Origin of the sequence: Rhodoferax koreense, from assembly GCF_001955695.1 — a bacterium.
Taxonomy (GTDB): Bacteria; Pseudomonadota; Gammaproteobacteria; order Burkholderiales; family Burkholderiaceae_C; genus Rhodoferax_B; species Rhodoferax_B koreensis.
Genome location: NZ_CP019236.1, coordinates 5,606,993 through 5,622,005 on the forward strand (window position 1 = coordinate 5,606,993; position 15,013 = coordinate 5,622,005).

Sequence of the window (15,013 nt, forward strand, 5' to 3'; positions counted from 1 at the left end):
TCACCCCCAGGCTACGCACTGCGTGTCTTCGCCAACCCCCTTGCAGGGGGCAAACCCAGTGGCCCGGCGAAGCCGGTTCCACGGGTTTCCTGGCAAAGAATCGTTGTTCCATCGCTGGTCAGTCCGTCGCTATGCGATGGGCTGGTACCGACGCCGGCAGGGGTTCATGCCCGGCCTTGGCGGCCTTCCTGGCGGCGCGCGCGGCCTTGCGCTTCTCGTACCAGTAGTGTGCCCGATCGAGGTAGAGGTAGACCACCGGCGTGGTGAACAGCGTGAGCGCCTGCGACAGGATCAGCCCGCCGACCATGGCGTAGCCCAGCGGCCGGCGCAACTCCGAGCCCGAGCCGTGGCCCAGCATCAGCGGCAGGCCGGAGAGCAGCGCGCACATGGTGGTCATCATGATCGGGCGGAAGCGCAGCAGGCAGGCCTGGTAGATCGCGTCGTGCGGCGACATGCCCTGCTCGCGTTCGGCCTTGAGCGCGAAGTCGATCATCATGATGCCGTTCTTCTTCACGATGCCGATCAACAGGATGATGCCGATCAGCGCAATCACGCTCAGGTCGTAGCCGCCGGCCATCAGGATCAGCAGCGCACCCACGCCGGCCGAGGGCAGGGTCGAGAGGATGGTCAGCGGGTGGATGTAGCTCTCGTACAGCAGGCCGAGCACGATGTACACCGCCACCAGCGCCGCGGCGATCAGGTAGGGCTGGCTGGACAGTGAATCCTGGAAGGCCTGGGCCGTGCCCTGGAACGCACCGCTGACGGACTGCGGCAGGCCCATGTCGGCACGGGCGGCGTTGATCGCATCCACGGCTTCGCCGAGCGCATGGCCGGGCGCGAGGTTGAAGGAGATCGTCACCGCCGGGAACTGGCCCTGGTGGTTGATCGCCAGGTAGGCGGTCTTGCCCGTGTCGACCTTCACGAAGGTCGACAGCGGCACCTGCTGGCCGGTCAGCGGCGAATTCAGGTAGAGCTTGGAGAACAGCGCCGGATCCTGCTGCATCGCGGGCGTGACTTCGAGCACCACGTGGTAGCTGTTCAACTGCGTGAAGTACTGCGCCACCTGGCGCTGTCCGATGGCGTCGTACAGCGTGGCGTCGATGGTGGCCGGCGTGATGCCGAAGCTGGCCGCGCGGTCGCGGTCGATGGTCAGCACGGCCGAGGCGGCCGCGTTCTGCTGGTCGGAAGCCAGGTCGGTGAGCTCGGGCAACTGACGGAAACGCTGCATCATCTTCGGCGCCCAGGTGTTGAGTTCGTCCAGGTTGGCATCGGTCACCGTGTACTGGTACTGGGTGCGCGAGGAGCGGCCACCGACCCGGATGTCCTGCCCGGCCTGCAGGAACAGGTTCACGCCTTCCACCTTGGCCAGTTGCGGGCGCAGCCGCGCGATGATCTGGTCGGCGCTGGCCGTGCGGCCTTCCTCCTTGGGCTTGAGCGCGATGTAGAAGTTGCCGGTGTTGTAGGTGGACGAACTGCCGTTCATGCCGAAGCCGGTCACGTCCGGGTCGCGCCGCACCACGTCGGCCAGGGCCAGCATGCGCTGGTTCATGGCGGAGAAGGAACTGTCCTGCGAAGACTCGGCGAAGCCCGAGATGAAACCCGTGTCCTGTTGCGGGAAGAAGCCCTTGGGAATGATCACGAACAGCCAGGCCGTGGCCGCGACGGTGGCGATGAACACGCACAAGGTGATGAACTGGTGTTCCAGCACCACGTGCAGGCCACGCTTGTAGCCGCCGAGCAGCTTGTCGAAGCCGAGCTCGAACAGCATGTACAGCCGGCCGTGTTTGCGCGCATGTTCATTCTTCAGGAAGCGCGAGCACAGCATCGGCGTGAGCGTGAGCGAGATGACCACCGAGACCACGATGGTCAGCGTCACCGTGACGGCGAACTCGCGGAACAGGCGCCCGACGATGCCGCCCATCAGCAGCAGCGGGATGAACACCGCGATCAGCGACACCGAAATCGAGATGATGGTGAAGCCGATCTCGCCCGCGCCCTTGAACGCGGCCTCCATCGGCGCCATGCCTTCCTCGATGTAGCGGTAGATGTTCTCCAGCATGACGATGGCGTCGTCCACCACGAAGCCGACCGCGATGGTCAGCGCCATCAGCGACAGGTTGTCCAGGCTGTAGCCCAGCAGGTACATCACGCCCACCGTGCCCAGCAGCGCCAGCGGCACGGTGACGCTCGGGATCAGCGTGGCCGGCACATTGCGCAGGAACACGAAGATCACCAGCACCACCAGCGCGATGGTCAAGAGCAGCGTGAACTCCACGTCCTTCACCGAGGCGCGGATGGTCTCGGTGCGGTCGATGATGGCGTTGACTTCCACCGTCGGCGGGATGGACGCCTTCAGCCGTGGCAGCGCGGCGTTGATGCGGTCCACGGTCTCGATCACGTTGGCGTCCGGCTGCTTGGTGATGGCCAGCACGATGGAGCGGCCGTTCTGCACCGTGTTGCCGGCGGGGGCGGCCGCGCCGGCATAGGCCCAGCCGGCGATCTTGGCGTTCTCCGGCCCGTCCACGGCCACGCCGAGGTCGCGCACGCGGATCGGCGCACCGTTGCGGTAGGCCAGGATCACGTCGTTCCAGGGCGCGGCCTTCAGGATCTGGTCGTTCGTGTAGACGGTGAAGCTCTGGTTCGGCCCGTCGATCGTGCCCTTGGGCTGGTTCACCGTGGCCGAGGCCAGCACGGTGCGCACGTCCTCCAGGCCCAGGCCCAGCGCGGCGAGCTTGGCCGGGTCGAGCTGCACCCGCACGGCCGGCTTCTGCACGCCGCCGATGTTGACCAGGCCCACGCCCGAGATCTGCGAGATCTGCTGCGCGAGGATGTTGTCGGCGTAGTCGTTGACCTCGGTGAGCGGCAGCGTCTTCGACTGCACGGCCAGGATCAGGATCGGCGAATCGGCCGGATTGACCTTGCGGAAGGTGGGCGGGCTGGGCAGCGTGGCCGGCAACTGGCCGCTGGAGGCGTTGATGGCCGCCTGCACGTCGAGCGCGGCGGCGTCGATGCTGCGGTCCAGGTCGAATTGCAGCGTGATCTGCGTCGAGCCCAGGCCACTGGTGGACGTCATCTGCGACAGACCGGCGATCAGCGAGAACTGCCGCTCCAGCGGCTGCGCCACGTTGGAGGCCATGGTCTCGGGGCTCGCACCGGGCAGGCTGGCCGAGACCTGGATGGTCGGGAAATCGACCTGCGGCAGCGGCGCCACCGGCAGCAGCGGGAACACCGCCGCGCCGATCAGAAGCAGCGCGATGGCCAGCAGCGTGGTGCCGATCGGGCGCTTGATGAAATTGGCGGAAATGCTCACTTGGCGCTCCCGACCACTTCCGGTTTGGCCGCGCTGCGCTTGCTCGGCTCGACGATGCTGGCGCCGGCCTTGAGCTTGTACTGCCCGTCGACCACCACGCGTTGGCCGGCCACGAGGCCCTTGTCGATCACGGCCACGCCATCGGCAATCTGCGCCACATGCACGGCGGTGTTGCTGGCCGTGCTGTCGTCGCCGATGGTCCAGACATAGGTGCCGTCCTGGCTGCGCTGCACGGCAGCCGCGGGCACGGTCAATGCGTTTTCACGGTGCCCCAGCTGCAGCCGCACGTTCACGAACTGGCCGGGCCACAGCGTGTGCTGCGGGTTGGCGAAGCTGCCCTTGAGCTGCACCGTGCCATTGGTGGTGTCGATCTGGTTGTTCACCAGGATTAATTTGCCGGTGCCCAGCATCTCGGTGCCGCTGCGGTCGTAGGCCACCACGGAAAGCGGCTGGCTGCTCTTTTGCTGCGCGCGGTTGATGTCCTGCACCGCCTCCTCGGGTAGCGTGAACTGCACGGCGATCGGATCGATCTGGTTGATGACGACCAGGCCGTTGACGTCGGCCGCATGCACGATGTTGCCGGGATCGACAAGGCGCGCACCGGCGCGGCCGTTCATCGGCGACACGATGCGCGTGAAGCTGAGCTGCACCTCGGCATATTGCACCGCGGCGTTGTCGGTCTGCACGGCGGCCTCGAGCTGGTTCACCAGCGCCTTCTGCGTATCGACCTGCTGCTGCGTGGCCGCGTCCTGGCCGATCAGCGTGGTGTAGCGCGCCAGGTCCGCGCGCGCGTTGGCCAGGGTGGCCTGGTCCTTGGCGCGCGTGGCCTGGGCCTGCGCGAGCTGGGCCTGCAGGGTGCGCGGATCGAGTTGCGCAAGCAGTTGGCCGGCCTTCACGTCCTGGCCTTCGGTGAAGCCGACCTTCTCGAGCTGGCCGTCGATGCGCGCCTTGACGGTGACGGTGGCCATCGAACTCACGGCCCCGATGCCCGCGCGGTAGACCATCACGTCGTGCTGCTGCACCTGCGTCGTCGTCACCTGCACCGGCGGTGTCTTCGGCGCGGCCTCGGTCTTGGCGGCCATCGCGGCCGGGGCATGGATCAGCCAGGCGGCGCCGGCCACGGCGACGAGCGTGGTGGCGATGGCGAGCCAGATGGCGCGGCGTTGGAAAAGCGGGGTGGTGGTGGTCGTCATGGCAATCAACTTCCCGCGCGGGCGGGCGTTTTGGAAGCGGTGGAAGAACTGGACGGGGAAGAGGTGGCGAGATCGGTGGCGTTCCAGCCACCGCCGGTGGCGGCGATCAGCGCCACGCTGGCCACGAGCTGGCGGCCGCGCAACTGGGCCGCGGTGCGCTGGTTGGTCAACGACAGGTTCTGCGCCGTGACCACGCCGAGGTAGGTGGCGGTGCCGGCGCGGTATTGGCTCAGCGCCAGCCGTTCGGAGAGCTGCGAGGCTTCCACGGCCTTGGCCTGGTAGGCGGCTTCCTCATCGAGCAGGCGCAGCGTGGCCAGGTTGTCCTCGACCTGCTGGAAGCCGGCCAGCACGGTCTGCTTGTACTGGGCCACGCTGGCGTCATAGGTGGCAATGGCCTGGTCGCTGTGCGCGCGGCGCAGGCCGCCGTCGAAGATCGTCTGCGCCAGCGCGGCACCAAGCGAAAAGATGCGGCTCGGCGTGTTGAACAGCGCGCCGATGGTGGCGCTGCTGAAGCCGCCGCTGGCGCTGAGCATGATCTGCGGATAGAACGCCGCCTGCGCCACGCCGATGTTGGCGTTGGCGGCACGCATGCGTTGCTCGGCACCGGCGATGTCGGGCCGGCGCTCGAGCAGCGTGGAGGGCAAGCCGGGCGGAACCACCGGAACGGCCATCTGCGCCGTGCCCTGGTCGTCGAGCGCGGCCAGCGTGAAGCGAGAGGGCGACTGGCCGGTGAGCACGGCGATGGCATGCTCGAGCTGCGTGCGCTGCGCCTGCAGGTCCACCGCCTGTGCCTGGGCCTGCGCGAGCTGGCTCTGCGCCAGCGCCACGTCCGAACGCAGCACGACGCCGGCCGCGTACTGGTGCTGGGTGAGGGCCAGTGACTTGGCGTAGGCATCGATGCTGGCGGCGTAGAGTTTCTTCTGCAGGTCGAGCGCGCGCACCTGCATGTAGTCCTGTGCGAGCGTGGACTGGATGCTGAGCCGCGCGCCGGCTAGGTCGGCGGCGCTGGCCTGGGTGCCCGCGTCCCCGGCCTCCACCGCGCGTCGCACCGAGCCCCAGACGTCTGGCTCCCAGCTGGCGGACAGGCCCAGGCTGTAGTCGTCACCAAGCTTGACCGCCCCGCTGCTGTTGGTCCGCGCGCGTGTGGCGCCCGCGTTCGCGCCGAGCGTGGGAAAGAAGTTCGCCCGCGCCGCCGCGGCAATGGCCTGGGCCTCACGGTAGACGGCTTCGGACTGCTGGATGTTCTGGTTGGCGCGGTTCGCCTGCGCCATCAACGCGTTCAGCGTGGCGTCGTGGTAGACCTCCCACCACGGCTGGCTGGCGTCGATGAGCTGCGGCGTGGCGGGTTTCCAGCCGGCGTTTTCCTTGTAGGCAAGGGGCAGGTCCAACGGCGGCCGCGCATAGTCGGGACCGACGGCGGCGCAACCGGAAAGCAGAGCCGCCACGGCGACCGCGGTCAACAGCAGCGGGCTGCGGAGACGGCGAAGCCGGAGCGGCCGGAGGGGTGCGTCAAAAAGATTCATGGCGCATCCCACTATAGGCAGGGCCTCAGACCGGACGCTGTCGGTCAAATGACGGTTTTGTCAGTTTCGGGCGCCGGGCGGGTCATCCGATAATTCGCACAACCCAGCAGCCACAGGAACGTGCCCATGCACACCGCCGTCCTCGTCATCGATGTCCAGCAAGGCCTGTGCGAAGGCCCAGGCGCAGCTTTCGACTGCGCCGGCACCATCGCCCGCATCAACCAGGTGACCGCCAAGGCCCGCGCCGCCGGGGCGCCGGTGGTCTTCATCCAGCACGAATCCGGCCCGGATGACCTGGAACACGGCTCGGCGGCCTGGCAACTCGCCAGGGGACTCGAAGTGGAGGCGACCGACATCAGGCTGCGCAAGACCACGCCCGACGCGTTCCTGCGCACCGAACTCGAAGCGGTGTTGCGCGGCCTGGCCGTGCAGGATCTCGTCATCTGCGGCATGCATACCGAATTCTGCGTGGACACCACCACACGCCGCGCGCTGGCGCTGGGTTTTCCCGTGGTACTGGTGTCGGACGCTCACACCTCGGCCGGCAACGGCGCCATTCCCGCCGAGCAAGTGATCGCGCATCACAACGCGACCTTGACGAACATTTCGAGCTTCGGACCGCGGGTGCGGGCGGTGGCCAGTGCAGACCTGGTCATTGCAGCGTGAAACATGCAAATGGGACAATTGCTACCTTCGCCTGCCTCGGACCAGGGCCTGAACCATCCGGGCGCATGCGCCGAGTGGCCGCCACGCCGAATGGCCTGAAAATAGACGGTTTTACGAGCTACCGACGAACATGACCGACACCAGCCCCGAACGCCCCGCACTCCCTGACCACCTGTCCGTCGATCCACGCAGCCCGCACCACGTCGCCGCCATCTTCGAGCACGACATCGGCATCCGCTTCAACGGGAAAGAGCGGGTGGACGTGGAGGAATACTGCGTCAGCGAAGGCTGGGTGAAAGTACCCGCCGGCAAGACGCTGGACCGCAAGGGACGGCCGCTGATGCTGAAGCTCAAGGGCAAGGTCGAGGCTTTCTACCGATAGCCGCCAAACGGGCGCGGTGGTATTTTCGGCCGATGCAGTACCAAAAGACGCCTGTTTCACTGGCCTGGTCCGACGCCAAGGGCGCCGCGGTCTACTTCGATCACGTCGTGCCGGCGGACATGGTGGAAACCATGGCGCGAGACGCCGAGGGGCCGCAATACGCCGAGGTGCTGCGCAGCATCCTGCCGCCCTCGCTGTGCACCGAGCCCACCGCGTCGAACCTGACCGGCCTGGCACCGCAGGTCACGCAATACCTGGCCAACTACCTGGTCGCGTTTCCGCACATCCTGGGCATCGAGGAATTGCCGCAAGGCGAGTCGATGGAGGACCGCGCGCGAAAGCAAAGGCCCGCAGTCCAGGCGGCGTACACCGACTACGTGAAGGCGACTGGCATCGATCCGCAACTGATGTCGATCTACGGCGTCAACCTGCTGTCCGGAGCCAAGGCTGCGGACGCCGAGGTCAGCCTGGTGCTGTCCAACCTCGACCTGATCGACACGTCCAGGCTCAGCTGGGCCCAGATCATCGAGTTGCGGCGCGACCAGGCCTCTCGCACGGAATTGCAGCGCCTGCGCGGCCTGGTCTATGAAAAGTACACAAACTTCGATCCGGCCTTCATCCGCGACAAGCTGCAGCAAGACATCGAAGCCTACGCCAAGACGACGAAGTTCTGGGACTTCCCGACCCGCCGCAGCGTCTACACCATCGGCCTGTCGGGCGGGGTTTCGACCGCCTTTGCCGACGCACTGGGGCTGGCCATCTTCGGCGCGCCCATCGGCACCGCCGTGGTGGGCGCCACCGCCGCGCTGGGTGGCATCGCCATCGCCGTCGAATCCAGGCGCCGCGAAATTGCGTTGCTGAAGGACAAGAACCTCGTGGCCTACCTGATCCGCGCGCAGAAGCTGGCGCAGGGCCAATAGGCCAGACGTGCGGCGAAGCCCGGCGCTGGTTCAGCCGATCTCGGCCTGCACGGCCAGCTGCGCCGTCTCCGCGGCCTTGCGCTTCTTCCACACATCCATCGCCAGGCACAGGTCCGCCCAGGCCTTGGCTTTCTCGGGCAGGCTGCGCAGCAGGTAGGCGGGGTGGTAGGTCACGACGACGGGCACGCCGTGGTACTGATGCACCTTGCCGCGCAGCCGGCCCAGTGGCGTGGCGACCACGTCGGGCACGGTGTCCTGCAGGAGCGACTGCACGGCGAAGCGGCCCATGGCGATGATGACCTTGGGCTGCAGCAGTTCGACCTGGCGGCGCAGGTAAGGCGCGCACTGCGCCACCTCTTCGGGCGCGGGGTTGCGGTTGCCGGGCGGGCGGCACTTGAGCACGTTGACGATGCACGCGGCCTTGTGCGGCTGACCATCTTCCGCCCCGTGGCGGCTGACGCCGATGGCCTTGAGCATGTTGTCGAGCAGCTTGCCGGCCTGGCCGACGAAAGGCTCGCCCTGAATGTCCTCGTTTTCACCGGGTGCTTCGCCGATGATGAGCCAGTCGGCCTGCGGCGGACGCCCATCGGCGGGGGCCGCGGGGCCGACGCCGAACACCGTGTTCTTGCGGCTCTTGCTGAGGGCGCAGGCCACGCAGCCGGCCACGGCCTGCTGCAGCGCGGGCCAGTCCATGCCCTCGATGTCGCCGGCGCTGGCACGTGCAACGATCGTCGTTGCCGGCGGCGTTGAGGCATGGGCCGCGGCCAGTTCCGGCGCGGCGGCCATGGCCTCGGCGATGTTCTTCGGAGCCGCGCGCACCGGCCCGGGAGCGGCCACTGGCGCGGCAGCGGAGACGGCGCCTTCGCCGGACTCCGGCCACCAAACGTGGACGTGCATTTCCTCCAGCATCGCGCGCTGGCGGGCGTCGAGGTCGAGGCTCATGGCTGCTTTCTCATAACTTCAGGCTCATCACGATCGCATCCTCGCGCTGTCCGAAGCCGTCGGGGTAGTATTTCTTGCGCAGGCCCACGCGCTGGAAGCCATGCGTGGTGTAGACCTGCAGCGCGCGCACATTGCTGACGCGTGCCTCCAGCCACAGCCACTGCATGCCCTGGCCGCGCGACCACACGCCCAGTGCGTCGAGCATCACCCGCGCCCAGCCCTGGCCCTGGTAGGCCGGCGCCACCGTGATGTTGAGCAGATGCACTTCGTCCACACCCTTCATCGCCACGAAATAACCGAGCACCTGCCCGCCGGCGACCAGCACCTGGGCCTGGTAGCCGGACTTCAGCGCGTCCTGGAAGTTGAGCAGCGACCAGGGATGGGCATAGGCCGTCTGCTCGACCCGCACCACGGCGTCGAGCCAGGACGGCTCCATCGGCTCGAAGCTGGCTTCCTGGACTTGGGGCAATGCGCTCATGTCAGTGGCGCCCGGCCGCCCGAAGCCACAGACGCGCCCCCTGGGGAGCCGCGAGACGCGAAGCAATGAGCGTGGGGGTTTCCATCCTACGACTTTATCCGTTCCCCGCCATCTTGGCGTCGGCCACGGCCTGCTTCACGGCCAGGCGTTCGGCCGTGGTCTGGGCCACCTTGTCGCGGATGTAGCGCGGCAGCGCTTCACTGGCCGGTACCGCGGCGCCAGCGGCGAGCAGGGCCGGTCCCAGCCGCAGCATGGCTGTGGCGGTGGGCAGGGCAAACACGTCGGGCTCGGCATCAACGCGCGGCGCGAACCGTTCGCCGTAGACGGGCATGGCGTTGCCGGCCAGCACCCAGCCGGCGGGAATGGACAGTGCCTCTGGCCGCACCAGGCTGAAATCGGCCTCGGCGTGCCAGCGCCCGTCGGTCCAGCGGTAGCGGCCGGTGTACATCTCGTCCATGCGCGCGTCGAGCACGGCGACCACGCGGGTCGCGCCCTGCGTATGGCGGGCCTCCTCGGCCACGGCCAACAGGGTATCGACCGGCAGCACCGGCAGCTTCGCGCCGAAGGCCAGGCCCTGCGCCACCGAACAGGCGGTGCGCAACCCGGTGAAGGACCCCGGCCCGGCACCGAAGGCGATGGCCTGCAGATCGGCGAGCCGCAGCCCGGCCTGGGCCAGCAGCGCGAGCACGGCCGGGATCAGCGCGGCCGAGGCCTTGGCGCCGCCAGCGCCCGTGTGTTGCCAGACCTGGCGGCCATCTGTGAGCGCGATGGACAGGTGTTCGGTGCTGGTGTCGAAGGCCAGGAGGTTCATCGGGCGATTATCGACGCAGGCCGGACGGTAGACTCGGCCGCTATGCCCCGACTGTCTCCGCCCGCCTCACACCGTTTCATCGCCCGGCTGGCCACGATATGCCTTTGTGTTTGCACGGTGGTCGGCGTGCAGGCCGTGCCCAAAGCCGTGCCGCACGCCGCCGCGCCTGTGATGCCGCCCGAAATCGCCAGTGCGCTGGCCCGCGCCAAGGTACCGCGCGACGCGGTGAGCCTGCTGGTGGCGCCAGTGGACGGGCCGGAGAGCGGCCCCCCGCGGCTGGCCCTGCGCACCGACGCACCCATGAACCCCGCGTCGGTGATGAAACTCGTCACCACCTATGCCGGGCTCGACCTGCTCGGCGCCGACTACACCTGGACCACCCACTTCTACGCCGATGGTCCGCTGGCTGATGGCGTGTTGCGCGGCAACCTCTACATCCGCGGCGGCGGCGACCCCAAGCTGGTGCTGGAGCGCGTGGATGCGATGTTCAAGGCCTTGCAGCAGCGCGGGGTCCGCGAGGTGCGCGGCGACCTGGTGCTGGACAACAGCCTGTTCGCCCCGGTGGCGCGCGATCCGGCCGAATTCGACGGCGAACCGCTGCGCCCCTACAACAGCACGCCCGACGCCCTGCTGGTGAATTTCAAGGCGCTGATCCTCACCTTCACGCCCGACGGCGCCAGCGGCACGGCCCGCGTGCGCAGCGAGCCACCGCTGGCCGGCGTGGCCATCGACGCCACCGTGCCGATGAACACGGCCCCGTGCGGCGACTGGCGGGGTGGGCTGCAGGCCGATTTCGGCGATCCGAGCCGCGTGACTTTCGCGGGCAGTTATTCCGCCAAATGCGGCGAACGCGTCTGGCCGCTGGCCTATGCCGACCCGGCGAGCTACGCGCGGCGCGCACTGCTGGCGATGTTCGTGGCCGCCGGCGGCGTGGTCGATGGCACGGCCCGCGAAGGCGCGGTGCCGGGCGGCGCGCGCTGGCTCATGGATTCGCCGTCGCTGCCGCTGGCCGACATCATTGCCGACGTCAACAAGTTCAGCAACAACGTGATGGCGCAGCAGATCTTCCTCACCCTCAGCGCTCCCGACACCCGCGACGTGCCGGGCAAGCGCCCGGCCAAGGGCCAGGCCACGCAGGAGGGGTCGCGCCAGGCGATCGCCGCCTGGTGGCCGCTGGCCATGGGCGCGGCGCGGCCGGCCGTGCCGCCGCCACTCGTGGAAAACGGCTCGGGCCTGAGCCGCGATGAACGCATCACCGCCGCCGGCCTGGGCCGGCTGCTGCGCCGTGCGGCCGTGCACCCGCAGGCCACCGTGTTCCTGAACTCGCTGTCGCTGGCCGGTGTGGACGGCACCGCCCTCGGCATGCGAAACCGCGGCCTCGCGCCGGAGGCCATGGGCAACGCCCGGCTCAAGACCGGCACGCTGCGCGACGTGGCGGCCGTGGCCGGCTACGCCACCGGCCGCAGCGGCCAGCGCTACGTGGTGGTGGGCATCGTCAACCATCCGAACGCCGGCGCGGCGCGCCCGGCGCTGGACGCCTTGGTGGAATGGGCCGTGAAGGACCGCTGAAGCCTTGAAAAGGCTGTGAAACAGCTGCCAGATGGGGCGATGGCGGGCGCGGTTTCGACAGCAAAAAAGTGCGCCGGACACACCGGCAGGCGTAATATCGGCGGCACCAACACAGACGCCACGGCTGCGTGCCCGACCGTCGAAAAACCACAGGAGCACGGTATGGCTTGGAACAGGATGTTCGGCTCGGGGCTGGCGGCGGGACTGATGGCGCTGGTGCTGACGGGCTGCGGCGGTGGCGGCGGCGGGGACCAGTCGCCCACCGTCAAATTCTCGGCGCTGGTGTCGTTCGGCGACAGCCTGAGCGACGTCGGCAGCTACCGCACGCCGGGCATCGCCGCTGTGGGCGGCGGCAAATACACGGTGAACGGCACCGACGGCCAGATCTGGGTCGAGCGCATCGCCAGCCAGCTCTCCCTGCCAGCGCCTTGCGCCGCGCAGACCGGCCTCAACGCAAGCGGCCAGCTCGCCGCCTTCGCCGGCCCGGTGGTCGACCATCCGGGCTGCACCGGCTACGCCCAGGGCGGCTCGCGCGTGACCAATCCGATCGGGCCGTGGAATGCCGCACTGCTCGCCTCGCCCGATCCCGACACCGCCTTCGAGGGCCAGCTCGGCCAGCTCACGGTGCCGGTGGCCACCCAGATCGCCACCCACCTGGCACGCAGCGCAGGCAGCTTCAGCGGCAGCGAACTGGTGCTGGTGATGGCCGGCGGCAACGACGTGTTCAGCAACCTGGCCACGGTGGGGGTGAGTACCACGCCTGAACAGGCGGCCACCGCCATGGGCACGGCCGGCGCCGAGCTGGCAGCGCTGGTGAAGACGCAGATCCTGGCCAAGGGCGCGAAATACGTGGTGGTGGTCAACCTGCCCAACGTGAGCCTCACGCCCAGCACCCTGGCCGCCGAGGCCACGGCGCCCGGCACCAAGGCACTGACCGATACCGTCACCAAGGCCTTCAACAACCAGCTGGCCGCGGGCCTGGCGGGCACGGCCGGGGTGGTGCAGGTCGATGCCTATGCGCAGAGCACCGACCAGACCGTCAACCCCGCCGCCTACGCGCTCTCCAACGTCACCACGCCGGCCTGCAGCAGCACGTCGGCGCTGAACCCGCTGCCCGGCTATTCGCTGACCTGCACCACGGCCAGCACGCTGCCGGTCGACGTGTCGCATTACCTGTACGCCGACGGCGTGCACCCGACGCCGTTCGGCCACAGCCTGCTGGCACGGCTGGTGTCGCTGGGCATGTCTCGCGCCGGCTGGCTCTGAGCGCGCCGTTTCAACCTGGAGCCTTCGATGAAACCTCACCCCACCTGGGTCCTTGCAACGCTGGTCCTGGCCGCCACGGCCACGGCCACGGCGCAGGCACAGACCACCGGCAACTGGATGCTGCGTGGCGGCTTCACCCGCATCACGCCCGACGTCGACAGCGGCGATCTCAGCGCCCCCAGCATTCCCGGCACCAAGGTCGACGTGGGCAGCAGCACCCGGCTGTCGGGCGGTGTGAGCTACATGCTGACCCCCAACGTCTCGCTCGACTTCCCGCTGTCATTGCCGTTCACGCAGGACATCACGGGCGACGGCGCCATCGCCGGGGCGGGCAAGATCGGCGACATCCGCTCCCTGCCGATCACGCTGCTGGCGCAATACCGCTTCTTCGAACCCACGGCCCGCTTGCGCCCCTACCTGGGCCTCGGTCCGACCTATGCGAAGCTCTACAAGGCCCACGGCTCGGCCACGCTCAGCGGCCTGACCGGCGGCTCGCCCAGCCAGCCCACCCTGCTGTCCGCCGACTCGCGCTGGGGCATGACCCTGCAGGTCGGCGCCACGGTGGCCATCGACGACCACTGGTACGTGGATGGCTTCGTGAGCAAGACGCTGCTGCGCACCACCGCCACCCTGTCCACCGGCCAGAGCATCGGCCTGAAGCTGAACCCGACCGCGGTGCAGTTGGGGTTGGGCTACCGGTTTTGAGAAATCGAACCTCGCCAATGAAAAAGCCGACCCTTGGGTCGGCTTTTTCGTTTCCACCAGCAACACCCACAGCAAGCGAAGCGCAGCCCCCATTCCAGAAACACCGTGGAACTGGCTTTGCCAGGCCGCAGGTGTTGCCCCCTGCAGGGGGGGAGCTACACGACGTGAGCGACTTGGGGGTATGCCAGGTCTTTAGAACCGGTCTCGGACCTTGCTGTAGGCATAGTCGCCGAACAGCCGGTTCACCACCGGCGTGAAGAACAGCTGGTCGGCAAAGACATAGCTGTTGTAGGCCAAGGCGCCGACGGTGCCGGTATTGCACAGCGCGGAATTGATCTGGCCGGTGCCGGTGCCGATGCCCACGCCGGCATCCACCGAGTTGCAGACCACGGTGGAGGAGTTGATCAGCGAATAGGAGGTCGGCTCGCCCGTTACCAGGTTCAGGTAATAGGCCGCGTCGACGTACAGCACGTTGGAGCCGAGGTCGACGATGGACACCAGCAAGGCGTCGTTGAACTTGTTGGAGACGTCGGTCAGCAGGCTGACCCTGTTGATGGCCGTGGCCCAGGGCGAGCGGCCCACGTTGTAGGGGCCGACCACGATCACCTGCTTGGCGCCGGCGTTCACGAGGCGGCGCACCTGCGCGCCCAGGTCCTTGCCGGTTTGCTGCAGGTTCGCGGTCATCTGCGCTTCGGTCTGGCTGCCGGCCGTCACCGCGTTCATCTGCGCCACCACGTCGGCGACACCGGCCGACAGCACCATCACGTCGCTGCCGCCGATGGTGTTGGAAGCGAGGAAGCTGTCGATCTGTTCGGTCATCGTCAGCGTGGTGCTGACACCTGCGGCGTCGGGTTTGTTCGTGACGCGCGCATTGACGCGGGCGTAGCCGGTGCCACCGCTGCTGGAAGGGGCAATGGTCAGCCCGAAACGGGCAGCCATCTGCTGCGGCCAGGTATCGACCGAGCCGTCGTTCACGCTGTAGACCGCCCCGGTCTGGCCGACGTCGGAAAACCCATCGCCAAAGACGACGAAGCGGCTCGGCGAGAGCGCATTTTCCGTGGAGCCGGAGCCGCAGGCAGTCAGTAGGGCGGCCGAGGCGCAGGCCGCGACCAGGATGGCGCGTCGCAAGCTGAATAAGGTCATTGATTACTCCAAAAGACGAAAGTCGGATCTGCCACGCCCGGCAAGCTGCGCCCCGCGTGGCAAACGGCAACGGGTAGTTTAACGAGCCGGCCCATTGCGCCGGTG

General features: G+C 68.2%; 13 protein-coding genes. 6 read left to right on the forward strand and 7 right to left on the reverse strand.

Annotation, left to right across the window (positions count from 1 at the left end):
- Positions 1-118: 118 nt before the first annotated feature.
- Genes RD110_RS25915 through RD110_RS25925 form a run of 3 tightly spaced genes read right to left on the reverse strand, consistent with a single transcriptional unit; the run spans position 119 to position 6,026 of the window.
- Positions 119-3,310, reverse strand: a complete 3,192-nt coding sequence (locus RD110_RS25915) for an efflux RND transporter permease subunit (protein WP_076203699.1) — start codon at positions 3,308-3,310, stop codon at positions 119-121.
- Positions 3,307-4,503: an efflux RND transporter periplasmic adaptor subunit gene (locus tag RD110_RS25920; protein ID WP_076203702.1), complete on the reverse strand. Its 1,197-nt coding sequence runs from the start codon at positions 4,501-4,503 to the stop codon at positions 3,307-3,309. The genes RD110_RS25915 and RD110_RS25920 overlap by 4 nt, the downstream gene beginning before the upstream one ends.
- 5 nt (positions 4,504-4,508) lie before the next feature.
- On the reverse strand, positions 4,509-6,026 hold the full coding sequence (locus RD110_RS25925) for an efflux transporter outer membrane subunit (RefSeq protein WP_083686596.1): 1,518 nt from the start codon (positions 6,024-6,026) through the stop codon (positions 4,509-4,511).
- Positions 6,027-6,152: 126 nt separating this feature from the next.
- Between RD110_RS25925 and RD110_RS25930 the strand changes: the two genes are divergently transcribed.
- The 3 genes from RD110_RS25930 (at position 6,153) to RD110_RS25940 (ending at position 7,994) form a co-directional block, all read left to right on the forward strand.
- Positions 6,153-6,692 (forward strand): cysteine hydrolase family protein, encoded by a 540-nt coding sequence (locus RD110_RS25930; protein WP_076203706.1) that lies wholly within the window; start codon positions 6,153-6,155, stop codon positions 6,690-6,692.
- 130 nt (positions 6,693-6,822) lie between these two features.
- Positions 6,823-7,074, forward strand: coding sequence for a DUF3297 family protein (locus tag RD110_RS25935; protein ID WP_076203709.1), 252 nt, complete (start codon positions 6,823-6,825; stop codon positions 7,072-7,074).
- Between the two features lie 32 nt (positions 7,075-7,106).
- Positions 7,107-7,994, forward strand: coding sequence for a hypothetical protein (locus RD110_RS25940; RefSeq protein ID WP_076203711.1), 888 nt, complete (start codon positions 7,107-7,109; stop codon positions 7,992-7,994).
- A gap of 30 nt (positions 7,995-8,024) precedes the next feature.
- On the opposite strand, the gene RD110_RS25945 is transcribed toward RD110_RS25940, so the two are convergent.
- The 3 genes from RD110_RS25945 to tsaB form a co-directional block, all read right to left on the reverse strand.
- A complete protein-coding gene (locus RD110_RS25945; RefSeq protein WP_076203714.1) occupies positions 8,025-8,936 on the reverse strand; it encodes a uracil-DNA glycosylase in 912 nt (303 codons plus the stop codon).
- A gap of 10 nt (positions 8,937-8,946) precedes the next feature.
- A complete protein-coding gene (rimI, locus tag RD110_RS25950) occupies positions 8,947-9,414 on the reverse strand; it encodes a ribosomal protein S18-alanine N-acetyltransferase (protein ID WP_076203717.1) in 468 nt (155 codons plus the stop codon).
- Between the two features lie 94 nt (positions 9,415-9,508).
- The gene (gene tsaB, locus RD110_RS25955) at positions 9,509-10,225 is read right to left on the reverse strand and encodes a tRNA (adenosine(37)-N6)-threonylcarbamoyltransferase complex dimerization subunit type 1 TsaB (RefSeq protein ID WP_076203719.1); all 717 of its coding nucleotides are present in this window, start codon (positions 10,223-10,225) and stop codon (positions 9,509-9,511) included.
- A gap of 42 nt (positions 10,226-10,267) precedes the next feature.
- On the opposite strand from tsaB, the gene dacB reads away from it, so the two are divergent.
- From dacB to RD110_RS25970, 3 genes are all read left to right on the forward strand, one after another.
- Positions 10,268-11,794: a D-alanyl-D-alanine carboxypeptidase/D-alanyl-D-alanine endopeptidase gene (dacB, locus tag RD110_RS25960; RefSeq protein ID WP_076203722.1), complete on the forward strand. Its 1,527-nt coding sequence runs from the start codon at positions 10,268-10,270 to the stop codon at positions 11,792-11,794.
- Positions 11,795-11,956: 162 nt separating this feature from the next.
- Positions 11,957-13,060 (forward strand): SGNH/GDSL hydrolase family protein, encoded by a 1,104-nt coding sequence (locus RD110_RS25965; protein ID WP_239467128.1) that lies wholly within the window; start codon positions 11,957-11,959, stop codon positions 13,058-13,060.
- A 27-nt stretch (positions 13,061-13,087) separates the two neighbouring features.
- Positions 13,088-13,765 carry an OmpW/AlkL family protein gene (locus RD110_RS25970; RefSeq protein WP_076203726.1) on the forward strand — a complete coding sequence of 226 codons (678 nt, stop codon included), beginning with the start codon at positions 13,088-13,090 and terminating at the stop codon, positions 13,763-13,765.
- A gap of 192 nt (positions 13,766-13,957) precedes the next feature.
- On the opposite strand, the gene RD110_RS25975 is transcribed toward RD110_RS25970, so the two are convergent.
- A complete protein-coding gene (locus tag RD110_RS25975) occupies positions 13,958-14,908 on the reverse strand; it encodes an SGNH/GDSL hydrolase family protein (protein WP_076203728.1) in 951 nt (316 codons plus the stop codon).
- Between the last annotated feature and the right edge of the window lie 105 nt (positions 14,909-15,013).

Excerpts from the sequence above, each read along its gene's own strand:
- RD110_RS25935 (WP_076203709.1), top strand. The coding sequence starts at position 6,823 with ATGACCGACACCAGCCCCGAACGCCCCGCACTCCCTGACCACCTGTCC.
- RD110_RS25945 (WP_076203714.1), bottom strand. The coding sequence starts at position 8,936 with ATGAGCCTCGACCTCGACGCCCGCCAGCGCGCGATGCTGGAGGAAATG.
- RD110_RS25965 (WP_239467128.1), top strand. The coding sequence starts at position 11,957 with ATGGCTTGGAACAGGATGTTCGGCTCGGGGCTGGCGGCGGGACTGATG.
- RD110_RS25920 (WP_076203702.1), bottom strand. The coding sequence starts at position 4,503 with ATGACGACCACCACCACCCCGCTTTTCCAACGCCGCGCCATCTGGCTC.
- rimI (WP_076203717.1), bottom strand. The coding sequence starts at position 9,414 with ATGAGCGCATTGCCCCAAGTCCAGGAAGCCAGCTTCGAGCCGATGGAG.
- RD110_RS25975 (WP_076203728.1), bottom strand. The coding sequence starts at position 14,908 with ATGACCTTATTCAGCTTGCGACGCGCCATCCTGGTCGCGGCCTGCGCC.
- RD110_RS25970 (WP_076203726.1), top strand. The coding sequence starts at position 13,088 with ATGAAACCTCACCCCACCTGGGTCCTTGCAACGCTGGTCCTGGCCGCC.
- RD110_RS25940 (WP_076203711.1), top strand. The coding sequence starts at position 7,107 with ATGCAGTACCAAAAGACGCCTGTTTCACTGGCCTGGTCCGACGCCAAG.
- tsaB (WP_076203719.1), bottom strand. The coding sequence starts at position 10,225 with ATGAACCTCCTGGCCTTCGACACCAGCACCGAACACCTGTCCATCGCG.
- RD110_RS25925 (WP_083686596.1), bottom strand. The coding sequence starts at position 6,026 with ATGAATCTTTTTGACGCACCCCTCCGGCCGCTCCGGCTTCGCCGTCTC.
- dacB (WP_076203722.1), top strand. The coding sequence starts at position 10,268 with ATGCCCCGACTGTCTCCGCCCGCCTCACACCGTTTCATCGCCCGGCTG.
- RD110_RS25930 (WP_076203706.1), top strand. The coding sequence starts at position 6,153 with ATGCACACCGCCGTCCTCGTCATCGATGTCCAGCAAGGCCTGTGCGAA.